The sequence below is a fragment of the Coleofasciculus sp. FACHB-1120 genome, from assembly GCF_014698845.1.
In the GTDB taxonomy this organism is placed as follows: Bacteria; Cyanobacteriota; Cyanobacteriia; order Cyanobacteriales; family FACHB-T130; genus FACHB-T130.
In genome coordinates this window covers 1-24,763 of the sequence record NZ_JACJTV010000049.1, presented here as the reverse complement: position 1 = coordinate 24,763, position 24,763 = coordinate 1, and the positions used below count along the sequence as shown (strand labels likewise).

General features: G+C 47.4%; 20 protein-coding genes and 3 pseudogenes. 8 read left to right on the top strand and 15 right to left on the bottom strand.

The genetic code is table 11. The features are described from left to right. Positions 1-169, top strand: a pseudogene (locus tag H6H02_RS27390) (IS5/IS1182 family transposase); the annotation flags it as partial. A gap of 110 nt (positions 170-279) precedes the next feature. Here the strand turns inward: H6H02_RS27390 and H6H02_RS24995 are convergent. The 9 genes from H6H02_RS24995 to H6H02_RS24955 form a co-directional block, all read right to left on the bottom strand. Beyond that, positions 280-1,230: a F0F1 ATP synthase subunit gamma gene (locus tag H6H02_RS24995; protein ID WP_190822896.1), complete on the bottom strand. Its 951-nt coding sequence runs from the start codon at positions 1,228-1,230 to the stop codon at positions 280-282. A gap of 112 nt (positions 1,231-1,342) precedes the next feature. After that, positions 1,343-2,860, bottom strand: a complete 1,518-nt coding sequence (gene atpA, locus H6H02_RS24990; protein ID WP_190822894.1) for a F0F1 ATP synthase subunit alpha — start codon at positions 2,858-2,860, stop codon at positions 1,343-1,345. A 223-nt stretch (positions 2,861-3,083) separates the two neighbouring features. Then, entirely contained in the window at positions 3,084-3,641 is a 558-nt protein-coding gene (gene atpH / locus H6H02_RS24985) for an ATP synthase F1 subunit delta (RefSeq protein WP_190822892.1), read from the bottom strand. Further along, positions 3,641-4,210 carry a F0F1 ATP synthase subunit B gene (locus tag H6H02_RS24980; RefSeq protein WP_190822890.1) on the bottom strand — a complete coding sequence of 190 codons (570 nt, stop codon included), beginning with the start codon at positions 4,208-4,210 and terminating at the stop codon, positions 3,641-3,643. Before H6H02_RS24980 ends, atpH begins: the two co-directional genes overlap by 1 nt. Positions 4,211-4,307: 97 nt before the next feature. Further along, positions 4,308-4,742, bottom strand: coding sequence for a F0F1 ATP synthase subunit B' (locus H6H02_RS24975; RefSeq protein WP_190822888.1), 435 nt, complete (start codon positions 4,740-4,742; stop codon positions 4,308-4,310). A gap of 173 nt (positions 4,743-4,915) precedes the next feature. After that, entirely contained in the window at positions 4,916-5,161 is a 246-nt protein-coding gene (gene atpE, locus H6H02_RS24970; RefSeq protein WP_190822886.1) for an ATP synthase F0 subunit C, read from the bottom strand. Positions 5,162-5,378: 217 nt separating this feature from the next. Further along, on the bottom strand, positions 5,379-6,140 hold the full coding sequence (gene atpB / locus H6H02_RS24965; protein WP_190822884.1) for a F0F1 ATP synthase subunit A: 762 nt from the start codon (positions 6,138-6,140) through the stop codon (positions 5,379-5,381). Between the two features lie 53 nt (positions 6,141-6,193). Then, positions 6,194-6,637, bottom strand: coding sequence for an ATP synthase subunit I (locus H6H02_RS24960; RefSeq protein ID WP_190822882.1), 444 nt, complete (start codon positions 6,635-6,637; stop codon positions 6,194-6,196). Positions 6,638-6,925: 288 nt separating this feature from the next. After that, positions 6,926-9,259, bottom strand: coding sequence for a CHAT domain-containing protein (locus H6H02_RS24955; RefSeq protein WP_190822880.1), 2,334 nt, complete (start codon positions 9,257-9,259; stop codon positions 6,926-6,928). A 422-nt stretch (positions 9,260-9,681) separates the two neighbouring features. Here H6H02_RS24955 and H6H02_RS24950 point away from each other — a divergent pair, with 422 nt between their 5' ends. Together H6H02_RS24950 and H6H02_RS24945 are read left to right on the top strand one after the other, a co-directional pair. After that, positions 9,682-10,014 (top strand): hypothetical protein, encoded by a 333-nt coding sequence (locus H6H02_RS24950; RefSeq protein ID WP_190822878.1) that lies wholly within the window; start codon positions 9,682-9,684, stop codon positions 10,012-10,014. A 567-nt stretch (positions 10,015-10,581) separates the two neighbouring features. Continuing rightward, entirely contained in the window at positions 10,582-11,097 is a 516-nt protein-coding gene (locus H6H02_RS24945) for a hypothetical protein (protein WP_190822876.1), read from the top strand. A gap of 116 nt (positions 11,098-11,213) precedes the next feature. Here H6H02_RS24945 and H6H02_RS24940 read toward each other — a convergent pair whose 3' ends face one another. After that, on the bottom strand, positions 11,214-12,410 hold the full coding sequence (locus H6H02_RS24940; protein ID WP_190822874.1) for a class I SAM-dependent methyltransferase: 1,197 nt from the start codon (positions 12,408-12,410) through the stop codon (positions 11,214-11,216). A 443-nt stretch (positions 12,411-12,853) separates the two neighbouring features. On the opposite strand from H6H02_RS24940, the gene H6H02_RS24935 reads away from it, so the two are divergent. From H6H02_RS24935 to H6H02_RS24920, 4 genes are all read left to right on the top strand, one after another. Further along, positions 12,854-16,255, top strand: coding sequence for a phycobilisome rod-core linker polypeptide (locus tag H6H02_RS24935; RefSeq protein ID WP_190822872.1), 3,402 nt, complete (start codon positions 12,854-12,856; stop codon positions 16,253-16,255). A gap of 391 nt (positions 16,256-16,646) precedes the next feature. Next, on the top strand, positions 16,647-17,132 hold the full coding sequence (gene apcA / locus H6H02_RS24930) for an allophycocyanin subunit alpha (protein ID WP_190411195.1): 486 nt from the start codon (positions 16,647-16,649) through the stop codon (positions 17,130-17,132). Between the two features lie 62 nt (positions 17,133-17,194). Continuing rightward, a complete protein-coding gene (gene apcB, locus H6H02_RS24925; RefSeq protein ID WP_190822871.1) occupies positions 17,195-17,680 on the top strand; it encodes an allophycocyanin subunit beta in 486 nt (161 codons plus the stop codon). Between the two features lie 229 nt (positions 17,681-17,909). After that, on the top strand, positions 17,910-18,113 hold the full coding sequence (locus tag H6H02_RS24920) for a phycobilisome linker polypeptide (RefSeq protein ID WP_190411193.1): 204 nt from the start codon (positions 17,910-17,912) through the stop codon (positions 18,111-18,113). A 303-nt stretch (positions 18,114-18,416) separates the two neighbouring features. Here the strand turns inward: H6H02_RS24920 and H6H02_RS24915 are convergent, their stop codons facing one another. After that, entirely contained in the window at positions 18,417-18,653 is a 237-nt protein-coding gene (locus H6H02_RS24915; RefSeq protein ID WP_190822869.1) for a hypothetical protein, read from the bottom strand. Positions 18,654-18,973: 320 nt separating this feature from the next. Continuing rightward, positions 18,974-19,129 (bottom strand): hypothetical protein, encoded by a 156-nt coding sequence (locus H6H02_RS24910; RefSeq protein WP_190822867.1) that lies wholly within the window; start codon positions 19,127-19,129, stop codon positions 18,974-18,976. Between the two features lie 27 nt (positions 19,130-19,156). Between H6H02_RS24910 and H6H02_RS24905 the strand changes: the two genes are divergently transcribed. Next, entirely contained in the window at positions 19,157-20,344 is a 1,188-nt protein-coding gene (locus tag H6H02_RS24905; RefSeq protein ID WP_190822898.1) for an FtsW/RodA/SpoVE family cell cycle protein, read from the top strand. Positions 20,345-20,474: 130 nt separating this feature from the next. Here H6H02_RS24905 and H6H02_RS24900 read toward each other — a convergent pair whose 3' ends face one another. The 3 genes and pseudogenes from H6H02_RS24900 to H6H02_RS27995 form a co-directional block, all read right to left on the bottom strand. After that, positions 20,475-21,998 carry a response regulator gene (locus tag H6H02_RS24900; RefSeq protein WP_190822865.1) on the bottom strand — a complete coding sequence of 508 codons (1,524 nt, stop codon included), beginning with the start codon at positions 21,996-21,998 and terminating at the stop codon, positions 20,475-20,477. Then, positions 21,995-23,464 (bottom strand): annotated as a pseudogene (locus tag H6H02_RS28000) (ATP-binding protein); the annotation flags it as partial. The pseudogene H6H02_RS28000 and the gene H6H02_RS24900, both read right to left, overlap by 4 nt. Before the next feature lie 699 nt (positions 23,465-24,163). Next, a pseudogene (locus H6H02_RS27995) lies at positions 24,164-24,634 on the bottom strand (PAS domain-containing protein); the annotation flags it as partial. Between the last annotated feature and the right edge of the window lie 129 nt (positions 24,635-24,763).

Genomic DNA, 24,763 nt, shown 5'->3' with positions numbered 1-24,763 from the left:
TCGCCATTTGGCTCGATTGAGAGTGATTGCGGAGCACATCAATCGACGGTTGAAAATTTTCCGCATTCTGGGAGAACAATACCGCAATCGTCGTCGGCGATTTGGATTCCGTTTCAACCTCATTGCCGCGATCGTTAATATTGAACTGCTCCGTTCCCAATCTGCCTGATTCACGCAAGAGGTCTAGTGTGTCGTTTTCGATGATGCGAGTGCATTCAACAAAAAAAAGCGTCTGAGATTATTCAGACGCTCTGCGTGAATTAAGTTGAAAAGCTAAATCTAGCCTTGTAACGCTTCGGCACCGCCGACAACTTCCAGAATTTCCTGGGTGATTGCCGCCTGACGGGCTTTGTTGTACTTCAGGGTAAGAGAACCAATCAGCTCCTTGGCGTTGTCGCTGGCATTGTTCATCGCCGTCATCCGTGCCGCCAGTTCGCTCGCTGCCGACTCTTGCAAAGCCCGCAGCAGCTGGTTATTTAGATACAGCGGTAGGAGAGCATCAAGAATTTGCACCGGATCTTGCTCGAAGATCATGTCTTGTGGGAATTCTCGAACTTGGGCAGAGACTTTCTCCCGCGTTACCTCAAAACCACCACCGCGGGTTGTGAGGCGGAAGATTTCATCATCTCTTGCTTCTAGTCCTTGCGTAGTCAGCGGCAACAAGGTTTGCACCACTGGGCGAGAGCTAATCAAGGAGACAAACTTGGTGTAAACCAATTCAATCCGGTCTACGTTCTCTGACAAGAACAAGGACAGCAGTTCGTCAGCGATTCTAGATGCTTCCGCTGCTGTAGGAATTTGCTCTAAACCAGTATAAGTAGCGTCAATCGGCTGGTCACGACGCTGGAAGTACTGGATGGCTTTGCGCCCTACCAGCACAAATTTATAGTCCCGACCTTCGGCTTGTAGTTCCTTGGCTCGGTTTTCAGCACGACGGATGACGTTGGTGTTGTAAGCACCGCAGAGACCGCGATCACCTGTAATGACCAAAATTCCTACAGACCGAACCTCCCGGTTTCTCAACAGAGGCAGATTAGCTTCCTCAAACCGCAGACGGTTTTGAAGACCATAGAGAACCTGAGCGAGGCGGTCGGCAAAGGGGCGAGTGGCAGTCACCTGTTGTTGAGCGCGGCGCACTTTGGCGGCGGCAACTAGGCGCATTGCCTCAGTGATTTTTTTGGTGTTTTTGACCGACTGAATGCGATCGCGAATAAATTTTAGATTTGCCATAGTTTTGTCCGGTGTCAGTTGTCCTTTGCGAGTGGCTAATTACGAATAGCTAATTGCGAAGCGCTGCTGATTACAATTAGCTATTCGCGCTTAGCTATTCGCTTTGGACAAGTTACGCCATCGCCATGAAGGTCTTCTTAGCTTCACCGATCGCTTCCTTGAGAATGCCTTCCGCATCTTCTGTCAGCTGCTTCTCTTTGCGGAGGATTTCCATGTACTTCGGCTTGCTGGTTTTCAGGTACTCCCGCAGCGATCGCGCAAAAGGAGCCACCTTCTCTACAGGAATATCATCCAAATAGCCATTCAAACCTGCATAGACAACTGCCACTTGCTCAGCCACTGATAGCGGCGAGTATTGCGGCTGCTTTAGAAGTTCCCGCAAGCGCTGACCCCGTGCCAACTGGTCTTGGGTTGCCTTATCCAAATCCGAGGCAAACTGAGCAAAAGCTTGCAGGTCGTCAAACTGAGCCAACTCCAGCTTTAGCTTACCAGCCACTTTTTTCATCGCCTTGGTTTGAGCCGCTGAACCCACCCGTGACACGGAAATACCGGGGTTCACTGCGGGACGCAAGCCAGAGTTGAATAGGTCGGAGGTCAAGAAAATCTGACCATCGGTAATCGAAATCACGTTGGTGGGAATGTAGGCGGAAACGTCCCCAGCTTGGGTTTCAATAATTGGCAGCGCGGTCATGCTGCCTTCACCTAATTCTGTACTCAGCTTTGCCGCACGCTCCAGCAAACGGGAGTGGAGATAGAACACATCCCCAGGATAAGCTTCCCGTCCGGGCGGACGGCGCAGCAGCAGGGACATCTGGCGATAAGCTTGGGCTTGCTTAGAGAGGTCATCATAGATGATCAGCGTCGCCTTGCCCTTGTACATGAAGTATTCTGCCAAGCTAGCGCCCGTATAGGGAGCCAGATATTGCAGGGTTGCTGGATCGTTGGCGTTCGCTGCTACCACAATGGTGTAGTCCATTGCGCCTCGTTCCTGAAGCACGTTCACCACCTGTGCGACGGTAGAAGCTTTTTGACCGATAGCAACGTAGACGCAAATCACGTCTTCTTCTTTCTGGTTGAGGATGGTGTCAACCGCGATCGAAGTTTTTCCGGTTTGTCTGTCACCAATGATTAGCTCCCGCTGACCCCGACCAATCGGAATCATCGCGTCAATGGCGGTAATGCCGGTTTGCATCGGTTCGTAAACCGAGCGCCGAGCAATAATTCCCGGTGCACCTGATTCAATGAGGCGGCTTTCTGTGGTGTTAAGGTCTCCCTTTCCATCAATCGGACGAGCCAGAGCATCCACAACGCGACCAATCAAGGCTTCGCCCACGGGCACCTGAGCAATCTTGCCGGTGGCGCTTACAGAGCTACCTTCCTGGATGTTGCGACCATCGCTCATTAGCACCACGCCCACGTTGTCTTCTTCTAAGTTCAGGGCGATGCCAACGCTACCGTCTTCAAATTCCACCAGTTCCCCGGACATGACCTTGTCTAGGCCATAAATCCGGGCAATCCCGTCGCCTACTTGCAATACGGTACCCACGTTAGAAACACTAACGTCTCGGTCGTATTGTTCAATTTGCTGCCGAATAATGCTGCTAATTTCGTCAGGTCTGATGCTGATCATGGTTACTTGTTAAAGGAGGAAAGGGTTTGTGTTAAAGGTTGAAGGTTTTGAGGAGAATCCCTTCTCGAAGGGTAGCTTAAAGGTTGAAGCTCTCTATTTTGGCAGTGGTAGGTTGAAGATTAAAAGTTAAGATTTGAAAATTTCACTTCCTTAACTTGCCAACATCCAATCTGAAAAGTTCCACCGACAAACTGCTTACCTTTCCAACTCTCAATTTTCAACTTTAGGCGGCACTGTTCAGGCGTATGCCAATACGGCGCAGTTGTCCTCGCAAACTGGCATCCAATACCTGAGACCCCACTTTGATGATGACACCACCGATTAAATCTGGATCGAGTTTGGTATCGAGTTCTACTTGCTGGGCACCGCTAATCGCTTTGACTTTTTCACTGATGGCTTGCTGCTGGGCATCCGACAGTTCCACCGCTGAGATAACTTCTGCTAGAACCGTCTGATTCAGCTTCCGCTGAAGTGCCTGGAAGTGTTTGCAAATTTCCTCTAGAAAGAGGATGCGTCGCCTCTCTACCAGCAGCATCAAAAAGTTGAGGATGTAGGGGTGAAGCCCGTCGCCAGCAATTTGCTGCAATACGGCTTTTTTATTTTCAGCGCTGACAATTGGATTTCCCAGAAAATTCTGTAGATCCTCAGAGCTTTCCAGAACTCCCAACAAAGATCGCACATCTTCCCCAAACCGCTCTGTTTGGTTCTGTGACTGAGCCAAGGACATCAATGCCTCTGCATACGGCTCTACGATTTCACCGCTAACCATACTACCTTTCATCAGCGACCTCCTACACTAGCGATGCTGCTATCAATTAATTGTTGTTGAACAGCATCATCCAATTGGCTCTTGAGTTGCGATTCAACGCGCTGCAACGCCATTGCAGAAACTTGCGCTCTGAGTTCAGCGATCGTTCGCTCCCTTTCGGTGTTCACATCGTCAACGGCTGTTCTTTGCAAGCGTTCGACATCCATTGCTGCTTTCGCCAAAATGGCTTCTCTCGCTGCCTTCGCACTTTCTTCAGCATCTTTGCGGATTCGTTCTGCCTCCGCTTGAGCCTGAGTTAATTTCTGCTGGGCATCTGAGAGTGCAGCTGCTGCCTCTTTCTGGCGTTGCTCTGCTTCTCTAATCGCCGTTTCAATCCTTGAACGACGCTCACTTAGGATATTGCCTAATAATTTACGTCCAAAGTAAAACAGTACACCAATAAGAATTGCCAGGTTAATTAGATTGGCTTCAAAAATGTCCGTATTCAGTCCAAAACCACCATGCCCCTCTGCCTCTGCCAATTCAGAGCCAGCTGAGTGAGCCACCTCGGCTAATAAGAAAAAAGTCCCCATGATACCCATCCCATTGAAGTATGAAGTTGGTCATTAGTCATCAGTCATTGGCTTTGATCTAATGACTAATGACTAATGACTAATGACAGCTTTTCCTTCAAGCTCTCTATCTATTGACCAGCTGCTGTCCCAATATTTTTTCCAGAATTTGGCGGCTGAGTTCATCCACCTGGCTTTCTAGGGATTGCAAAGCTTCTTGCTTTTGCTGTCCAATCTCTAGAGACGCCTGTTCTCGTTTTGCAACAGCTTCTTGCTGTGCCTCAGCTACTTTTTGAGCACCTATTTTCTGGGCATCGGCTTGAGCATTTGCAATCAATGCTTGAGACTGCCTGCGGGTATCCGCTAGCTGTTGCTCATATTGTTTTGCTAACTGCTCAGCTTTTGCCAAGCGTTCCCGCGCACCCATCTCATTCGATCTGATGTAGTCGTCGCGCTCGTCTAGCACTTTAGTCAGTGGCTTATAGAAAACCACATTTAATAGCGCCGCCAATAGCAGAAACTGCACTGCCATCAAGGGCAAGGTAGCGTCGAAATCAAACATTTCTTCCCTCTTTATGCTTGAACAGCAGTTTTAATGGCAAGCAAAATTATCTCACTTGTCATATTCTGTATACCCCTAGGCAAGGGGTTCAACTTACATCAACAGGACTAGAAACAAAAAACTTTGTTTTAGTAGAGACGTGATTTACTACGTCTCTACTAAAACAAAAATTGTTATGCGAAGGGGTTAGCAAACAGTAACACTAGGGCAATCACCAGACCATAGATGGTAAGGGATTCCATGAAAGCTAGGGTTAACAGCAAAGTGCCGCGAATTTTACCTTCTGCTTCTGGCTGACGAGCAATACCTTCAACTGCTTGACCAGCAGCATTTCCTTGACCAATACCAGGGCCAATTGCAGCTAAACCAATTGCGAGAGCAGCAGCTAGAACTGAAGCAGAAGCAACCAATGGATCCATGATTATTTCCTTACCTTGAAGTACAGAACAAATAACAGAGAGTTTGGAGTAGAGACACGGCACTGCCGTGCCCTTACAAGTGTTGAGTTTTGAGTCAAGATTTTTAATCTTAAATCCCAAATCTCAAATTCTATCAACTGAGGGCATCCCGAAGGCGATATGGAGAAGGAGGGATGATTTTATTCATCTTATATCCTTCTTCCTTCCCTAAGTAAGATCAATGCTCCTCATGCCCTTCATCACCATGCCCCTCCATCGCTTCATGAATGTATGCAGCTGCTAAGGTGGCAAACACTAGAGCTTGAATGGCACTGGTAAATAGCCCCAAAGCCATAACTGGCAGAGGGACAAACAGGGGAACCAGTAGAACTAACACGGCTACTACCAATTCATCCGCCAGAATGTTGCCAAATAAACGGAAGCTGAGGGAAAGGGGCTTTGTGAAATCTTCTAAAATGGCAATGGGTAATAGGACTGGTGTCGGCTCAATATACTTTTTAAAGTACCCTAAACCCCGCTTGCTAAAACCTGCATAAAAGTACGCTAAGGAAGTTAGCAATGCCAATGCCACTGTGGTATTGATGTCATTCGTGGGAGCTGCTAGTTCTCCTTCTGGAAGGTGAATTAGTTTCCAGGGAACTAATGCGCCCGACCAATTTGAGACAAAAATAAACAAAAACAGCGTGCCAATAAATGGCACCCACGGACGGTATTCTTTCTCGCCGAGCTGGTTTCTAGTCAGCTCTCGAATGAACTCCAGGGCATATTCCATGAAGTTTTGGATACCTTTAGGAATTCTCTGGATATTCCGAGTGGCAGCTAAGGAAGCCAGCAGAAGAATACCAATAACAATCCATGACGTGAGAAAAACTTGCCCGTGAATTTTCAGATTTCCCACTTGCCAATAAAGATGATGACCAACTTCTAGTTTGGCGAGCGGGAATGAATTAAAGGCGGAAAGAATACTTAGCATTTCCATTCAATGAGGGTTCTCCAGGGATTAAGGAGTGGAGAATTCTAACACTGTCCAACCTATCGAGTGTCCGGGGGAAACAAAGTCCGAAGCATATAGACGATGAGGGAGGCTTTATAAGTCAGAAATCCCAAAAATACGGGCAGAATCTGTAGCTTATTCACTTGGGTTGCGATTATAATCAACCCAATAAACAGAGCAAACCGAGTCTTACTCAGACGCTGCTTCTCTGTGCCAAGTCGCTCAACGTCTTTAGCCAACATCCTCAAGTAAACCACACATGTGCACGCCCCTATCAAGTAATTCAGGGCAATGTTGAGAGAGTAAAAAATCCAGACGGAAATAAAAATAATCCCGCTCAAAGCAAGCGTAGTCAGCAACAACTCTTGTTGAAGTTGGTAGTACTCTTGCATGGAGCTATCTGGTTCTGAGATAGGGGAACCAGTTTGTGGTAACTCCTCGGTGGTCGGCGTGGTTGTTTGAGATTCGTTTGACAAGTTCACAACTGATGTGTTTCAGCTTGTGCTATTTGGTCTGACTACTACAGGTCAGAACCAAACATTTTGAATATACCATGCACAGGTAACATTACTTAAAAAAGAATTAAGCTGATGTCAGCAGATTAAAAGGTTCTATGTGGTAGCGATCGCATTCATGCTCATGAGTTCTCATCCAAGAAGCATTTTTCGCATTCATGCTCATGGGTTCTCATTTAGGAAGTATTCTAGGCATCGGTGTGGGTATCGCCCCGCCCATTGTTGTAGCAGCTTGCGGCTATTTTCCCTAACTTCTTATTCAGCTTCCCCAATCAACGTGTAGGCGGCCCAAGCGCTGGGCTGGTTGGGATATTGTTTCATCGTCGTTAGCATTGCGCTTCGCAAAGCTTGCGCTTTATCCGAGTTTTGTTGCAAATTTCGATAAAATTGGGTCATCAACAAAGCCGAAGGATTATCCGGTATTGCCCACAAAGTGACGATAACACTGGGGACACCCGCAGTAATTAAAGAACGAGACAATCCAATCACACCATCGCCAGTCACTTTACCTCGCCCAGTATCGCAAGCACTCAAGACAACTAACTCGGCATTGAGCTTGAGATTCAGGATTTCGCTAGCAGTGAGGAACCCGTCATCTTTTCCAGCAGGAGTTAGCGCGATCGCACCTGGTATCCCCAACCCTTGAAAATCATCCAGCAATCCGTGAGTCGCCAGGTGAATCATCTTGGCGGTGGGTAGCCTCTGAACAACCGCAGATTCAGTGGCTTGATTACCGATGAGGGCAGTCGTATTTAGGAGACGAGCAATCTCAATCGCTTCCTTCTCGGCACCCGGTAGCGGAGGCAGTTGAGTTGGTTTTTCGCCAATCTTAGGCGCAACGCTAGGCATCGTGGGATTGCCAACCACTAGCACATCCTTGGCGGGCACTGGAACCCGTTGTCGTTGCTGACGGGTTAACGCCAGTACCTGAATCGAGGGAGCCGTGAGGATAGTGTGTTGCTCGATTAAGTATTTTTTGTTGGCATCTTGGAGGGCAGCAAAGGGAACTAAGAACAACGATTCTTGAGGGATGAAGATAACACGAGCATTGGGGTCAGCAGGCAGGAGTTCTGCAATGGGTTGAATGAGTAGTTGGTGGAGTTGCTGTAAGCGTTCGGTTTGGCTGACATCATCTATCAGCGATACTTCGATACCACCACGACCTCTGACACCGATAGATTCACGGCTGTTGATAACAAGTTCTGCAAGGCTTGTATTTTGTTGCTGCGACAGGGGTTTGAGGTCAACACGACGGAATGATACTTCGCCTGAGGGTGGGATTACCCAGATATAGAGTTCTGATTCATAAAATTCTTGTTTACCCTGAATCTTCTTGAAGTCGTCATAAATAATCGAATATTCAACCAGTGTGGCATTTTTTTGTTTGGAGATTTGTTGAATTTCCTGGATGTTGAGTGGACTGGTAGAGATATTTGGTTGAGTAGAGGAACGGGAGGAGAAGCGTGTCGCTAGTAGCTCCACAAATGCTCTGGCACGACCCCTTTCAGAAATTTCTAGAGCAGTAGTGGGTTGATTTTGGGCAATCAGGACTTGTTGCAGCAGGCCATAGGTGAGAGCTTGCTGCTCAAAAATTGACACTTTGTAAGCATCATTGCCACCCAATCGCTCCCGGAGAGATTCCCAGACTTTGATTCCAGCGCGAAGGGTTTTTTCGGCTTGAGCAAGGTTGCCCGATTTCTGAAAATTAAGTCCCAGATTGTTCAGAGATCCCCCCTCCCCTAAACGGTCTTTGATTTCCCGCACGATTGTCAAACGCTGCTGTAGGTAATCAATTGCTTTGGCGTAATTTCCCAGGGAAGAGTAAACATTTCCCAGATTGCCTAGGGATGCCGCCTCCCCGAAACGATTTTTAATCTCCCGTGCGATTGCCAAACTCTGATGATGGGAGTCAATCGCCTTAGCGTAATCTCCTAGGGAATAGTAAGCCATTCCCAGATTGCCTAGGGATGCCCCCTCCCCCAAACGGTCTTTGATTTCCTGCATGATTGCTAAACTCTGCTGCTGGTAATCAATTGCCTTGGCGTAATCTCCCAGAGAATAGTAAGCATTTCCCAGATTGGCTAGAGATTGCCCCTCCCGCCAACGGTCTTTGATTTCCCACATGATTGCCAAACTCTGCTGCTGGTAATCAATTGCCTTGGCATAATCTCCTAGGGAACGATAAGTAATTCCCAGATTGCTTAGAGATATCCCCTCCCCTAAACGGTCTTTGATACCCTTAGAGATTGCCAAGCGCTGCTGCTGGTACTCAATCGCCTTGACGTAATCTCCCAGGGAAGAGTAAGCAAGTCCCAGATTACCCAACGCATTCCCCTCCCCCAAACGGTCTTTAATTTCTCGATAAAGACTTAGTGCCTGTTGCCAAGACTGTAATGCCGCCTCAAATTGACTGGTCTGATACTGCTGAATCCCTTGCTGCAATAGTCGGTCAGCTTCCGCTTTCCGTGCATCTGAAGTTTGCGCTAACGCCTGTGTTGTGAAGAATGGCGTTGGAAAATTAAGCGCGAACGGCGTTGCAGCAGATGTTAGAAGAGCGATCGCACTGAGTAGTCTGATTTGGAGACGCACAGTTAGTTATTCTGGGGAAAGTGCAAGGACGAGATCGCTGTTTTAACCTACAGCGATTGGGCACGTCTAGTTATCGGTTGATGCGAGAGCATCGTCGCCAAAATCAAGAATGCGATCGCTTGCGAACTAGACCCAGATACTCCATCAAGATCGATGGCGTTTCATAAAAAGCGAACCACAAAGAACAATCCAGACGCAGAAGCGTAAAGGCGCGATCGCCTTGTCATCAGTTTTTGACGCCAAAAGAATCATCAAATGAGTACGCTAGCGATCTGGGTACAGTAGCGATCGCTACCCTTGCTTGTTCTATCTACCTGATTTTTTATCTCAGGTGATACGTCGGCAGCTAGAGGTTACAAAAAGCAAACTTGTTTAATTTATAGTACTAGGAGACTACACGTAGTTAAGGAAGTATTGGTCAAATGAAATTTAAAACCCAGTGGCTGATCGGCATCCTGGGATTAACTGCCCTTATCAGTTCCCCAGCCGTAGCTCAAAACACACCCTTACAAGACTTTTTCAACGGTCTCCCCCCATATACGGGCGACGACGTTATCGAACCCCGCAACCCGACTGAAAATCGAGAAACCTCTAACGACGATAGAGAGGTTCGGGAATCAACTCAGGATGCAACACCGGCAACCAATCGCAATTCAACAGAGCCTGGAAACAACAATCCTAATCAGTCAGAAAACCAGCTACAAAGAGAGGCAAGACCCATGAATCAGCCCTACCAGCCAGGTTCAGTAAGATAGTCATGCAAGTTCCAAGAATGCCTTCAGTTTTTATCTCTTCATAGGTAAGGATGGGTGCTTAAATAACCTACATACCTTTGCCTTGTAGATTGGGTTAAGCAGTTAGTAAGACCCGACGCTAGATTCAGCAGTTTTATTAGGTTTTGTAGCTTTAATCCAATCCCCGAAAATTTTTCAATATCCATCGCTAAAAATTGAAGGTTGTTTCCTAGGAATTGCCTTTTTCATATAATTAAATCCCCCAGCTTCCTTTATTAAAGAAAAGTTGGGGGATTTGTTTATTATGTCCCACAAAATAATGACATTTTCTATTGTTTTGGTAGCAAGCAATTGTCTTTATTACTGATGCTACCAAAGCTTGCTTTTTATGTTTTTAAAATCAAGTTTTGGTGATGAAAAAACAATCAAAGGAGTATAGTTGCGATCGCAACTGTTGCCGATTCCCTCCGAACTAATTATCTCACTCAAGTTTTACAGAAGTCACTAAAGGTTATAAACTGGAAACTTCGTTTAATTTTGGTGGTTATATAGACTACAGGTAGCTGTAGTTGAGGAGGTATTGGTCAAATGAAACCTCAAACTCAAGGGTTAATCTGCATCATTGGATTAAGTGCCTTTATCGCTTCCCCAGCCGTGGCTCAAACCTACCGGCTTGAAAAATTCTTCAATGGCACTCCTCCCTATGATGGTGAAAGCCTTAACAGTGCCCGAAACCCGATAGGAGATATGGAAGCCTTTATCTATCAGGAGGATAAACCGATTATCACGATTGAGTTTGAAGCCGGAGATGAAGCGCCTTCTGAAACCCCTGCTGAGACTCCAGAAGCAACTCCAGCCGAAGTCCCAGAACCAACCCCTGCTGAGACTCCAGCCGAAATCCCAGAACCAGCGCCAGCTGAGATTCCAGAACCAACTCCAGCCGAAATCCCAGAACCAGCGCCGGTTGAGATTCCAGAACCAACTCCAGCCGAAATCCCAGAACCAACGCCGGCTGAGATTCCAGACGACGGTAACGAAGAACCAAAACGCGAGATCATCTGGGAGGCAGAACCAACAAACCCACAGCCAAACCAGGGTAACTAAATGTATGCCAATATGTATGGCAATCTGAATTGATATATGAAATATTGGCAATGGGAATAGTAATAGGAAATGAATCGCCTCGAATTTCCTATTACCCATTAACCGTTACCTAGTTGTTAACTTGGTGCCAGCATAATTAGCTGTTGTTTCAAGAGCGATCGCACAAGCTCCAACTCCAATGAAACACCTGCCAAAATTTCTTCTACGCTTCGACGTTTTTCTGAGTTAACATCACACGCTTGCAAAAATTCAAACTCTCCTTCTGACAAATTGACAATCTGATAATCGTAGTTAAACAGACAGCGGCTAGGCCATCCATCCATGCACGGGTTTCGCGTTGGAATGGCTGCCAGTAGTGCCCCATCCGATGACCAATCTGCTTTGGATAGGGGAGGACGTGCTAGGAAAAATTCGTAGTGAGTGACAGCTTCTGGATCTAATAATTCGATTAAACGATAACGTTCGCGATCGCTCAAATTTTTTGCCCGTTCGATTAAGTCTGAATTTTTCCCCAACAGCCGCTCTAATTCCCAGTTTTTGGGATTAGAAAAACCGACAAAATCTAAACCCGAAGCATCAATTAGTTCAAAAACGGTTTCAATGTTGTAGTCGATTTCCTGGGGATGAACGTACATATCCGCAAAGCATTCATCCCGCTGATTTTCTAAAGACCAACGCTCTTTTTCTCGCTTAACCAGTCGATTATTCTCTGGTAAAGCGGCAAATATCTGACGCCCCACCTGAACGCCATCACGGTAGTCGCCTCGCCGTTCACCTTGAAGAAGCGCGATCGCTTTTTGCATCAACTGGATTTCCCAGCGCCCCAGCTCAGCATAAACAAAAATATGCATCAAGCCTCCTGGCGCTAACTTTGCCGCCAGGGCTTGAATTCCCCGAATCGGATCGGGCAAATGATGCAAAACCCCAACACAGTTGATTAAATCAAACTCCCCCGGCAGTTCCTGCGCGTCGTACAAGCTCTTGTGATGAAACTCGACGCGATTTGCCCCAGAACGACGACAGCGCTCTTGTGCAACTTCCAAAGCGCCCGAACTCAAATCAATTCCCACCACTTGAGCCGCCGGATTGAGGTGAACCAAGTACTCTGTCCCCACACCCGTGCCACATCCAGCATCTAAAATGCGGACATTCTGCTTTTGCGGTACTTGACTGGTGCAAAAGTGATAGGCAGCTAGCCAATTCCAGCGCCAGTTGTAGCCGGGAGGCGGACTATCCAGCAGAGGTTCTGGTGGAAAAGGGTAAGTATCGTAAAGTCGTTGGACGGCGGAGCTGATATCCTGCCTGATTTCCATATCACGTTAAAGGGTAAAGTTAGAGATGTCCGGGCAGGTCATCTGTAGGTAGACGGCGGCTTAAGTAACAAAACTTATCGCTATTCTCAGGGAATCTGCCGCCATTTAGTATTATGACCTTGTGAACACCTAGATAGGGTTCTACACACTTTTTAACAAACCAGTATGAGAAGCCCGAAAAGTTTTAATCTAAAAGCTGAGCTGATTAACCCCAGGCAGTTGAAGGATAAAGGCTCGAAGATGAACGCTGAGATGTTGAAGGCGCAAGAATAAAGTTGATAAGCCATAAGCCGTAGGGAAAAAGCCACTTTCGCAGGGTAAGTCGCCCCCGTGGCGGTTGGTTAACTTGAATCCTTACAACCTTCTCAATTCATCATTCATCAGTGGCACTCTGGTCATGTTTAACGCAGTGACGATTTAGAATAGGGAGCTTTTGAGATCCAATGAGTGTTAAGGCAAGTGGTGGAAGCTCAGTTGCGCGTCCGCAGCTATATCAAACAGTACCAGTTGCAACTATTTCGCAAGCGGAACAACAAGACCGCTTCTTAGGAAGGGGTGAGCTGGATGAACTGAAGAGCTATTTCAGTTCTGGCAGCAGGCGTCTTGAGATTGCTCAAACGCTCACCCAAAATGCAGACCTGATTGTGTCCCGCGCAGCTAACCGGATTTTCGTCGGGGGTTCTCCGATGGCTTTCTTAGAAAAGCCTCGCGAACCCGAATTGGTGACGGCGAACGTTCCGGATGTCAAACAAGGGATGGCGCTGGGAAATGTCACCTATGTGGAAAGCAGCGGTGGCTTTTTGCAGGGGTTGCGATCGCTCTTCAGCGCTGGCGGTGGCGGTCCTACCCCAGCTGGTTTCCGACCGATTAACGTTGCCCGCTATGGTCCGGGCAATATGCAGAAGTCGTTGCGGGACTTATCCTGGTTCTTGCGCTACCTGACCTACGCAATTGTTGCTGGAGACCCCAACATCATCGCGGTCAACACGCGGGGTTTGCGGGAAATCATCGAAAATGCTTGCTCTGGCGAAGCGACGATTGTGGCATTGCAGGAAATGCGGGCAGCCGCCTTGGGTTATTTCCGACGCGACGAGGAAGGGACAACGATTGTTAACCAGTACTTTGAAGTGCTGATTAGCGAATTCCGCGCCCCCACCCCCTCCGACAAATTGCGGCAGCGTCCTTCTGGTGACCAGCAAGGTCTGCAATTGCCCCAAATTTACTTTAATTCAGCCGAGCGGCGTCCTAAATACGCCATGAAGCCCGGTTTGTCATCTTCGGAAAAGCAAGAAATCATCAAAGCCGCCTATCGGCAAGTCTTTGAGCGCGATATTACTCGCGCTTACAGCCTTAGCATCTCTGACCTAGAATCCAAGGTCAGAAATGGCGACATCTCGATGAAAGAATTTATCCGTCGCTTGGGTAAATCTTCTCTTTACCGCAAAAACTTCTACGAGCCATATATCAACAGTCGCGCTCTGGAACTGGCATTCCGTCACTTCCTGGGTCGCGGACCATCCAGCCGTGAAGAAGTACAAGAATACTTCTCCATCGTTTCCAACAAAGGTCTACCCGGTCTTGTGGATGCCCTGGTGGACTCTAAGGAATATTCCGACTACTTCGGCGAAGAAACCGTACCCTACATTCGGGGTCTAGGTCAAGAAGCGCAGGAGTGTCGCAACTGGGGACCGCAGCAAGATTTGTTGAACTACAGTGCGCCTTTCCGCAAGGTGCCACAGTTCATCACTACCTTTGCGGCTTATGAGCGACCACTGCCCGACCAACACCCGTATGGTTCCGGCAACGACCCTCTGGAAATTCAATTTGGGGCAATCTTCCCCAAAGAAACCAAGAATCCCAACACCCGACCCGCTCCGTTTGGTAAAGATACTCGTCGTATCCTGATCCGTCAAGGTCCAGGAATTGACAACCAACTGAGCAACCCAGCAGCTCGTCCCAAAGCTCCGGGTTCTCTGGGACCGAAAGTGTTCAAACTGGATCAACTTCCCGGTCCAGGAGCGAACGGCGGCACATCCTTCAAACGGTATGTACAGAATTCCAGCGTCAAATACTCTGAAAGTTCCACCCAAGCGGTGATCAAGGCAGCCTACCTGCAAGTATTTGGGCGGGATGTCTATGAAGGTCAGCGCCTCAAGGTGGCGGAAATCAAGCTGGAAAACGGCGAAACCACAGTGCGGGAGTTCATCCGCGTTCTGGCTAAGTCCGACTTGTTCCGCAAGTTGTACTGGACTTCGCTCTACGTCACCAAGTCGATTGAGTATATCCACCGCCGTCTGTTGGGTCGTCCCACCTACGGGCGTCAGGAAACCAACAAGTATTTTGATATTTGCGCCAAAAAAGGCTTTTACGCCCTGGTTGACGCGATTATCGATAGCCCCGAATACAGCGAGTCATTTGGGGAAGATACGGTTCCTTACGAGCGGTATCTGACTCCAGCTGGTGTCAGCTTGCGTGGTCTTCGGATTGGCAGCATTGCCGATACGGCTCTGAAAATTGAGACTCAAGAAACTCCTCGTTTTGTGGAACTCGGTCAAGTCACGCAATTGCGGACGGAACCCGATATTCAATTCCGCATCAACCAGGGTGTCAGCAAGAAGCGCGAGCAAACCAAGGTCTTTAAGCTGACAGAAACCGCCGACAAGGCGTTGGTGCAAAACACAATCCGGGCAGCATACCGGCAAATTTTTGAGCGCGATATTGAACCCTATATCGTGAAGAACCAATTCAGCGACTTGGAAAGCAAGCTGCGGAATGGTGAAATTAACCTCAAGGAATTTATTGAGGCATTGGGAGGTTCAGACCTCTACATCAAAGAGTTCTATACTCCCTACCCGAACACGAAGGTGATCGAGTTGGGTACGAAGCACTTCTTGGGACGGGCACCTCTAGACCAAGTAGAAATCCGCAAGTACAACCAGATCCTTGCCTCTCAAGGGCTTCGGGGCTTTGTGGGCGCAATGGTGAATAGCCCAGAGTATGGTCAGGCGTTTGGAGAAGATACGGTGCCTTACAACCGCTTCCCGACTCTGCCAGCGGCAAACTTCCCGAATACCGAGAAGCTGTATAACCAACTGACCAAGCAGAATGATGACTTGGTGGTTCCCAGCTTTAAGCCGGTGCAGTCGCGCATGGATGTGGCGAAGATGCCGCTCATGGGCAAAGCGATCGCAGATATCGCCGCACAAGCTCGTCAGCGCGACATGACGAAGCCGCTGTTTATCGAGTTGGGTCGTTCCTTTACTAACGGTGACGGGCAGTCCGTTGAAGTTGGAGTTGGGACATCGCGGCGGAAGCCTGCACGGATTTACCGGATGAATCCAGGGATGAACCAGGCTGAATCTGCACAGGTGATTAATGCCATCTACTGTCAGGTGATGGATATCTTTAGCGGTCAAGTTCCTGGGGAACTGCGCCGTTCGGATCTGGATAGCAAACTCCGCAACGGTGAAATCTCGGTGCGAGAGTTTGTGAAGAGCCTTGCGAGTTCTGATATCTATCGCCGTCGCTTCTATACCCCCTATCCCAACACCAAGGTGATTGAGTTCCTGTTCCGGCACCTGCTGGGACGCGCACCCGCTACCCAAGGTGAAATCCGGCAGTACAACAAACTGCTGGCGGATAGCGGCTTGAAGGCGGCTGTAGAGGCAATGGTGGATAGTCCTGAGTATGCCCGTTACTTCGGAGAGGATGTGGTGCCTTACAACCGCTTCCCATCCCTGCCAGCGGGTAATTATCTAGGCAGTGTGAAAGCAGCAGCTGACTTGGTGAAACAGTCCTGGTCAGATATGTCGCCTTCCTACATCGGTAATCGCTTTAGCCGATAAATCCGAGAGTTGGGAATAGGGAATGGGTGATTTGAGATGACCCATTCCCTATTCCTCATGAATAGAAAGTTTTGTTCTGGGATCTGGATGGCAAAGCGGGGAGTTTATTGAACTGACCCCGACCGAGACCCGTTGCGATCGCCCTGAAAGCCCCAAAATGAGGAGCAATATTAAAAACTGTTAAGAAGAGACCTGGAATGTGAACCTAATGCCGCAAAATTATTTGCGGAAGGTAGCTGAGTCTCAGGCAGTGTGTACGGATGGTTACACTGAAAAATGCTAAAGATACCGAAAAGTATTCTTGTAGCAGTGACAGGCTTCCACATTCCTTGGCGAATGCCAGTTTCAAACCGTCCGGTAAAACTTTTCTTTTGATTGGAGGAATCCACAAATGAGTATCGTCACGAAATCCATCGTGAATGCCGATGCCGAGGCTCGTTATCTTAGCCCAGGCGAACTAGACCGGATCAAGAACTTTGTGACCTCTGGTGAGCGTCGCCTCCGGATTGCCCAAACGTTGACCGACTCTCGCGAGCGCATCGTCAAGCAAGCTGGCGACCAACTGTTCCAAAAGCGTCCTGATATTGTTTCTCCCGGTGGCAACGCTTACGGTGAAGAAATGACCGCTACCTGCCTGCGGGACATGGACTACTACCTGCGTCTGATCACCTACGGAGTCGTTGCTGGTGATGTCACCCCGATTGAAGAAATCGGTTTGGTTGGCGTTCGCGAAATGTATAAGTCTCTGGGTACCCCGGTTGACGCAGTTGCCGAAGGCGTTCGCGCTATGAAGAATGCTGCTTCCTCCATGATGTCTGGCGAAGATGCTTCTGAAGCAGGCGCTTACTTCGACTACGTGATTGGTGCCATGCAGTAGGGTATTTCCCTTCCCCTGCTGAGGATTTGAACCTGACTACGTAAGATAAGGAAACAAGAAAAATGCAAGACGCAATTACTGCTGTTATTAATTCCTCCGACGTTCAAGGTAAATACCTTGACACTGGTGCTTTGGAAAAGCTCAAAGGCTATTTCAAAACTGGCGAACTGCGCGTTCGTGCAGCAACCACCATTAGCGCCAATGCCGCCACCATCGTTAAGGAAGCGGTTGCTAAGTCCCTGTTGTACTCTGATATCACCCGTCCCGGTGGCAACATGTACACCACTCGTCGCTATGCTGCTTGCATCCGCGACTTGGACTACTACCTCCGCTATTCCACCTATGCCATGCTAGCTGGTGACCCCTCCATCTTGGATGAGCGTGTGCTGAATGGCTTGAAGGAAACCTACAACTCCCTGGGTGTTCCTGTTTCCGCTACTGTGCAAGCTATCCAAGCAATGAAAGAAGTTACCGCCAGCTTGGTCGGTGCTGATGCTGGTAAGGAAATGGGTGTTTATTTAGACTACATCTGCTCTGGCTTGAGCTAAGCGTACGTTAATCGCTTAAGTTTTAAGCGACTGCGTTTTGTCTGGTGAAGTCTGGGAAGTCTGGAGTGAATGCTAGCTCGTCAAAGGCTTGTCGAAAATTGAGTTGATAAGTTTTAGCGGTCTAGTCTTGACTCTTGACTCCCAGCCTTCGGTGTCTTATAGATACGCCAATCCAAAGATTGATTGAGATCAAAAATTTCCTCACCACCTGACTAGGAGAAATTAACCCATGCGGATGTTTAAAATTACTGCCTGTGTTCCCAGCCAGACCCGTATCCGGACTCAGCGGGAATTGCAAAACACTTATTTCACGAAACTCGTTCCCTACGAAAACTGGTTTCGCGAGCAGCAGCGGATTATGAAAATGGGTGGAAAAATCGTTAAGGTTGAACTGGCTACTGGTAAGCCAGGAGTAAATACTGGTCTACTTTAATTTGCTGAAATAGGCTTGGTTACGGAATTTTCAACATTTTGATAAGATTCAATTGCAAAGAGGTCTTGATGACCTCTTTTTTTGTGACTCTCTTAGCAAGCCGCTTGATTGGCGCTAGACTTTCGATGCTCAAAGTCCCCTTTTTATGGATACAGTTGGGAGGATGGATAAGGATTCTGTTGCAGGCAATTTGTGAAATGGGATCAGAATTAGATTTGAAAAAGAGCAACTAAGCTTAGTGAATAAGCATTTGTTGACTTTTTGTCAATAATTTCTCTGGAATTGTATGTAAACCAAACTCTTTTAAAACTCAGCGCTGTGTTCATAATCCAAGCATTCTTCTTCTCTCTCTTCTCTCCAAGTTCTACCGCTTGTCTCACAGCGATGCTGCTCACCTATCCAAGGTACGACCGCTGGATGTGTAGCGGAGTAGAGAGAAGATGAACTGAGAGCGATTAAGATGTAGGCGATGCTGATAAATCCTGTCAGCGCCAGGACAATCAGCACCGTTACATTGATGGGATGGGTTTTGACCTGCATTTCTAAGTAATCTCGCTCAAGTTTATAGGAAATAGGGAAGGATCTGTGTAGTCCTGGGGGTTCTATTGACCTTTTTCAGCTTGCTTAATCTAAAACCCTAAGTTGCCTGTGTGATTATGCGTAATTGCAGCAATAGAGATTACGAAGGAATAAGGTCGCATTTTTACTGAGATCACTGAAATTTGGAAGTTTGATTCAGTAATCATACGGTTAACTTCTATACAAGGATTTTCACTGAAGCAATCTTATTTAAAGCTTTAATTTAGAGAGGAGATTGATAAATTTTTGATTGAGAAAGCATCGCCTGATGCCGTTAGCTGTCAAAAAAATTCAAAGAACAGCAAAGAAATTCGAGCGTGGATAAACCGATATAGAGCAAAGCGCCTTATCATTTTGGTCGGTACCGCTGCTAATGTTGGGGAGCGAGCAGCACTCCATGCATCCGCCAGAGCGATCGCTTTGAGATTCCCTGCCACTGAATGTTACCTATACGCCAAGTCGCTGTGAATTTACGCCAGCTAGTTCCTGTTTTTAATTCCTCTGCCCAAGATTGGGCAATAGATGCCAGATTGTTGCGGTGGCTCACCTTCCTCTGGCTGTTTATCGGGTTAGTCGTATTGTTTTCGGCTTCCTATCCCAGCGCTGATAATGAGTTTGGGGATGGAATGTACTACTTTAAGCGCCAAATCGTCTCAGTCATCTTGGGACTAATCGCATTTAACCTGGTGGTGAACTTCCCGCTGCGTTCTGTTCTAGAGATCGCCGATTGGTTTGTCATACTCCTGTTGGGAGTGATTTTCATCACTCTGATTCCAGGAGTGGGAACCACTACCAATGGCGCAACCCGCTGGATAGCCTTGGGACCATTTCCCGTGCAACCCTCTGAGTTGATCAAGCCATTCCTGGTGTTGCAAGGCGCTCGGATTTTTGGACATTGGGACAGGCTAACGTGGAAAGTCCGCTTGACCTGGCTGTTAATTTTTAGCTGCGTGCTTTTGGGGATTTTGCTACAGCCCAACTTAAGCACAACTGCGCTTTGCGGGATGACTTTGTGGCTAATCGCGCTTGCTGCTGGGTTGCCTTATTCCTACTTGGGAGGAACGGCGCTGGGCGGGTTGCTCTTAGCAACCATCAGTATCAGCGTCAAAGAATATCAACGCCGTCGGATCATGTCGTTTTTGAATCCTTGGGCTGACCCCATGCAAGACGGATACCAGTTGATTCAAAGTTTACTGGCAGTTGGTTCTGGCGGCACCTGGGGTTCTGGTTTTGGGCTATCGCAACAGAAGCTGTTTTACTTGCCGATTCAGTACACCGATTTTATTTTTGCGGTGTATGCAGAAGAATTTGGCTTTGCAGGCAGTTTACTACTGCTACTACTGCTGATGGCTTATGCGACACTGGCGCTGATTGTGGCAATAAAGGCGCAAAATCCGATTCACCGGCTGGTGGCGATTGGAGCCATGATTTTGATGGTGGGGCAGTCACTGCTAAATATTGGCGTTGCGACTGGCGTTCTACCTACTACGGGTTTGCCCTTGCCGTTATTTAGCTATGGTGGCAATTCAATGATTGCGAGTTTGATTGCAGCGGGGCTGCTGATTCGCGTGGCGAGGGAAAGCAGCGAAGCAGAAATTGTGTCTCTACAAGGGCGTCGGGCTGCGGCTAGACGACGACGCCGAGAGCAATAAACTGCCGTACATTTAAGCTGCACAAATTGAAACCGAGATATTCGGTGAGGGGAATTTCCATCACCCGCTATCAGAATTTGCTGTGCAGTTCAATGTCTCGTTAAATGTCTTTTCCCTGATGACGTTGACATTACATTGACTCGAATGAAGGCGTTTTCTGAAGATTCTGTCGAATCGGAATCGCAATAATGAATTCCGAACCTTTTCCGGGCGCTGAATTGCACTGCATCTGTCCACCATGTTTGTCCACGACAATTTGATGGCTAAGGGACAACCCAATCTTCGTGCCTTTACCATTTGTTTTCGGCATCAGGAAGGGGTCAAATAGGTGAGTACGGACGTCCTCCGCAATACCCGGACCATTATCGATAATCTGAATGGTCACAAAGCCGCGATCAGTTACTTCGGTGCAAATCCGAATGGTACTGCGGGAGAAGTGTATTTCTTCAGGCGATCGCTTACGGTCATACTCCTCCAAAGCATCAATCATACTCGACAACACATTGATGAACGCCTGGTTCATTTGACCTGCATAACACTCTACAGGAGGCAGCTTGCCATACTCTTTAACGATCTGAATACCTGGATAGTCAGGCTTGGATTTCAGCCGGTTGTTCAAAATCAGCAGAGTGCTGTCCAGCCCATCGTGAATGTTCACCGGCTTCATCTGAGCCTCATCGACGCGAGAGAAGTTTCGCAAAGACTGGATAATTTCGCGGATGCGTTCAACCCCACTCTTCATCGAACCCAACAGTTTCGGCAGGTCTTCAACGAGAAAATCCAGGTCAATCACCTGAGCCTCCTCGATAATAGTTTGCCCCGGATTGGGAAATTCCTGGATATAAAGATTCAGCAGGTGCAGCAGGTCTTGGATATAGTGATCCGCGTGAGTAATATTTCCATAGATAAAGTTGACCGGGTTATTCATTTCATGAGCGACACCGGCGACTAACTGTCCTAAACTAGCCAGTTGTTCGCTTTGAATCAGTTGGCCTTGAGTCTGTTGGATTTGGCGAAAGGCGAGTTCTAGCTGATGCGCTTGTTCTCGATAGCGTGCTTCTGATTGTTGTAATACTGCCTCTGTAGAAATCCGCTCTTGAATCTCTTGTTTTAGCAGAGCATTGGATTGAGAAAGTTCAACAGTTCGTTCCTCTACCCGTTCTTCTAGTTCTTCTTTAAGCTGCAACAGCGCTTCCTCTGCTCTTATACGTTCTTGGATTTCTTGTTCTAAAAGCACATTTTGTTCTTTCAGCTTCTTCGTTAAACTCTGGATGCTCAGTTGGACAGTAATGCGAGCTAAAACTTCTTCATGTTGAAGTGGTTTAGTAATATAATCGACCGCTCCCAGGCTTAAACCTCTAACCTTATTGACCGTCTCGGAAAGCGCCGTCATAAAAATCACAGGGATATCTTTCGTAACTTGATTAGCTTTCAGTTGACGGCAAGTTTCAAACCCATCCATTCCCGGCATCAGTACATCTAATAAGATGAGATCCGGCAGGGCGTATTCCCCCTTTTGAATAGCACTTTCGCCATCCCGAGCTACCAAAATTTTGAAGCTGGAATCCACCAAAAAGTCGAATAAAACCCCTAAGTTTGTAGGAGTATCATCAACAATTAAGATTATGCCTTTGTGGGGAATTTCTACGCTCATTTATTTTCTCTATATTGTTTGATAAATTCCAAAATTTGTTTTTCTTCAAAGCCCTTGGCTAATTGACGTAAATGGCTGGCAAACGGTATCCAGTCCTGATTCATCTGTTCCAGTTGAGCGGTTCGCTTGGCAATCCCTCTGAGGTCGCCCATCATTGCGAGATCGAAGAGAGCCGCGATTTCCTCTACAGGCGGAGGCACCATCGCTGCGGAAGGCTTCAAGAATTCTTTATTTTTAATTTTTTCATAAACCCATGACAGCCCCAAATAACCTCGTACCTTTTCTAAAAGTTCCTGGTTTCGGATAGGTTTTGCCAGGAAATCGTTACAACCGGCTTGAAAGCTTTGTTGTTGATCGCAATCAAAAACGCTGGCTGAAGTCGCAATCACAACGACCGTTAAATCGGGTAACTTTCTGATTCGACGAGTGGCTTCTAAGCCATTGAGGGTGGGCATCATTAAGTCCATAAAAATTACATGAGGTTGCCACTCCTGTGCTTTGGTTATGCAGTCGAACCCATCAGTGGCTTCCATAATTTCAAACCCTAATGGCTCTAACATTTTTACGAGAATCGAACGATTTTCCCATTGATCGTCGGCGATGAGAACTTTGCGTTTGTCGCCCAAATAACCAATGATCGGGCGTTCATCTATTTGGGCGATATCTGCCCACTGGTCAACGAAGGGTAAATCTAAATCAAAGTAAAAAACGCTACCTTTCCCTAAGATGCTATTAACTTTGATTTCGCCGCCCATCATTTGTACTAATTGACGGCTAATTGCTAAGCCTAAGCCGGTGCCTTCACTTTTGCGATCGCGCTCTCCGACTTGGTGGAAGGGTAAGAAGATTTCTTCTAGTTGCTCTGATGCCATCCCGACGCCGGTGTCTTCTACGTTAAACCGAAATGTTCCGTCTTGATAGCTGACTTGGAAGGTGACGCCGCCAGTGGTTGTAAATTTGATCGCGTTGCTAAGTAAGTTGATTAAGACTTGCCGCAAACGTTTTTCATCACCCTGGACTGCCATCGGAAGTGGGGCGATGGGTTGGTAGGTTAAGTAGATGTCTTTTTGTTGGGCACGAATACCGCACAGTTCGACGATGCCTTCAAGGAATTGGGGAAAATGAAAGTTACTTAGATGGAGTTCCATTTTCCGGGCTTCTATTTTGGAGAGGTCTAAGATGTCATTGATCAGGGTTAATAGATGTTCGCCGCACTGGTGAATGATGCCTAAACCATCTTTTTGCGACTCATTTAAGGTTTTGTCCCGTTTGAGGATTTGGGCATAGCCGAGGATGCCGTTGAGGGGGGTTCTGAGTTCGTGGCTCATGTTAGCGAGGAATTCGCTTTTGGCGCGGTTGGCGGATTGAGCGGATTGTTCGGCTTTTTGGCGATCGCTTATTTCTTGTTGCAGCTTGAGTGTTCGCTCTTGAACTTTCCCTTCCAGCATCCGGTTGTAGTTTTCTAATTGCTCATGGGAAAGTTTCAGTTGCATTTGCGATCGCTCTAGCGCTTCCTCAGCCCGCTGGCGCTCCAGTTCGGCGCTAACCCGCGTTGAAAAAATACTCATAATTGCTTTTGCCCGTTGCTCTTGCACGAGGGGCTTATCATCGATAAAGCAAATATGACCAATTGGTTTACTGGATGTTGAATCTAAAAGGGCAACGCCCAGGAAACACTCTCCTCCCAAAGCCGCTAAAGCTTCGCCTTTGGGGAAGAATGACTGCACATTTTGGGGGTAGCAACTGATCCCGTTGTTTTCCGCCAGAGTTTCTTGTGTAAAGATGCTTTCGCAAGGAGTATGGACTAAGTCGTACTCAAAGTTGTCGCCCAAGCTGTCCGAATTCCAAAAGGAAAGAACTTTGGCTCGGACAGGTGTATCATCCTCCCAGGCAGATGCTTCTGCCACGATAACGTAGCGAACTCCAAGCGCTGCGGCTAGATGCTGTGCAAACATCGGGTAGAAATCTTTGCCAGTAACTGAGGCAGTTCCGGCGATCAGATCCTGTAAGGCTTGTTCTGCTTGCCTGCGCTCGATAATCTGGCTATTTAAATAAGTAAGAGAGTTGGTTAATTTATCTCGCTGTTCTTCCCGGATATCTGCTGAATTGACTTCTACTAAGGCTGAGTCGGAGAGATTATCACCTAAAGCTACATGACTGGACTCCACAATTTTGACAGCTTTGCCTTCAGCATTAAAAATAGGAACTTTAACGGTGTCAAATAAATAGACTTGCCCATCATAACGAGTCACAGGTTCTTGAGGGATGTGGAGCGTTTGCCCAGTATTCACTACATAGGCATCATCTAGGACAGATTGTTGAGTAGCATCCCGGTTATTCAAGGGAATATCTATCGGCTCGCGATCGCAAAGCTGTTCCATTGTCATGCCGTAAAAGTCGCAAAATGCTTTGTTGGCGTACACTAGGCGCGATTGGGAGTTTTGGCACCTTACTAAATCTGGGATAGCATCCAGGACTTGTGCATACAGCTCCACCCGTTGACGCAGTTCTTTCTCGACTTGCTGGCAATCGACTAATCTCTGCTCTAGCTCGGCAATTTGCTGACGCTGTGTCAACCATTCTTGATTCTGCAATTTGCCAGTATTGCTTTTTCTGTGTCTATAACTTGTAGTCATCTATTACTTCTTCTATAAGTAGCTAGGATGATTTAAACCTAAAACGCTCCATCGTATACCCACCTTGTTCACTTCGTGATTCCATGCCCTCCATCACAGCCAGGGCTAAATCATATTCATTGTCAAACA

Excerpts from the sequence above, each read along its gene's own strand:
- H6H02_RS24900 (WP_190822865.1), bottom strand. The coding sequence starts at position 21,998 with ATGAGCGTAGAAATTCCCCACAAAGGCATAATCTTAATTGTTGATGAT.
- apcB (WP_190822871.1), top strand. The coding sequence starts at position 17,195 with ATGCAAGACGCAATTACTGCTGTTATTAATTCCTCCGACGTTCAAGGT.
- atpE (WP_190822886.1), bottom strand. The coding sequence starts at position 5,161 with ATGGATCCATTGGTTGCTTCTGCTTCAGTTCTAGCTGCTGCTCTCGCA.
- H6H02_RS24945 (WP_190822876.1), top strand. The coding sequence starts at position 10,582 with ATGAAACCTCAAACTCAAGGGTTAATCTGCATCATTGGATTAAGTGCC.
- H6H02_RS24980 (WP_190822890.1), bottom strand. The coding sequence starts at position 4,210 with ATGGGTATCATGGGGACTTTTTTCTTATTAGCCGAGGTGGCTCACTCA.
- apcA (WP_190411195.1), top strand. The coding sequence starts at position 16,647 with ATGAGTATCGTCACGAAATCCATCGTGAATGCCGATGCCGAGGCTCGT.
- H6H02_RS24995 (WP_190822896.1), bottom strand. The coding sequence starts at position 1,230 with ATGGCAAATCTAAAATTTATTCGCGATCGCATTCAGTCGGTCAAAAAC.
- atpH (WP_190822892.1), bottom strand. The coding sequence starts at position 3,641 with ATGAAAGGTAGTATGGTTAGCGGTGAAATCGTAGAGCCGTATGCAGAG.
- atpB (WP_190822884.1), bottom strand. The coding sequence starts at position 6,140 with ATGGAAATGCTAAGTATTCTTTCCGCCTTTAATTCATTCCCGCTCGCC.
- H6H02_RS24915 (WP_190822869.1), bottom strand. The coding sequence starts at position 18,653 with ATGCAGGTCAAAACCCATCCCATCAATGTAACGGTGCTGATTGTCCTG.
- H6H02_RS24940 (WP_190822874.1), bottom strand. The coding sequence starts at position 12,410 with ATGGAAATCAGGCAGGATATCAGCTCCGCCGTCCAACGACTTTACGAT.
- H6H02_RS24975 (WP_190822888.1), bottom strand. The coding sequence starts at position 4,742 with ATGTTTGATTTCGACGCTACCTTGCCCTTGATGGCAGTGCAGTTTCTG.
- H6H02_RS24935 (WP_190822872.1), top strand. The coding sequence starts at position 12,854 with ATGAGTGTTAAGGCAAGTGGTGGAAGCTCAGTTGCGCGTCCGCAGCTA.
- H6H02_RS24920 (WP_190411193.1), top strand. The coding sequence starts at position 17,910 with ATGCGGATGTTTAAAATTACTGCCTGTGTTCCCAGCCAGACCCGTATC.
- atpA (WP_190822894.1), bottom strand. The coding sequence starts at position 2,860 with ATGATCAGCATCAGACCTGACGAAATTAGCAGCATTATTCGGCAGCAA.
- H6H02_RS24950 (WP_190822878.1), top strand. The coding sequence starts at position 9,682 with ATGAAATTTAAAACCCAGTGGCTGATCGGCATCCTGGGATTAACTGCC.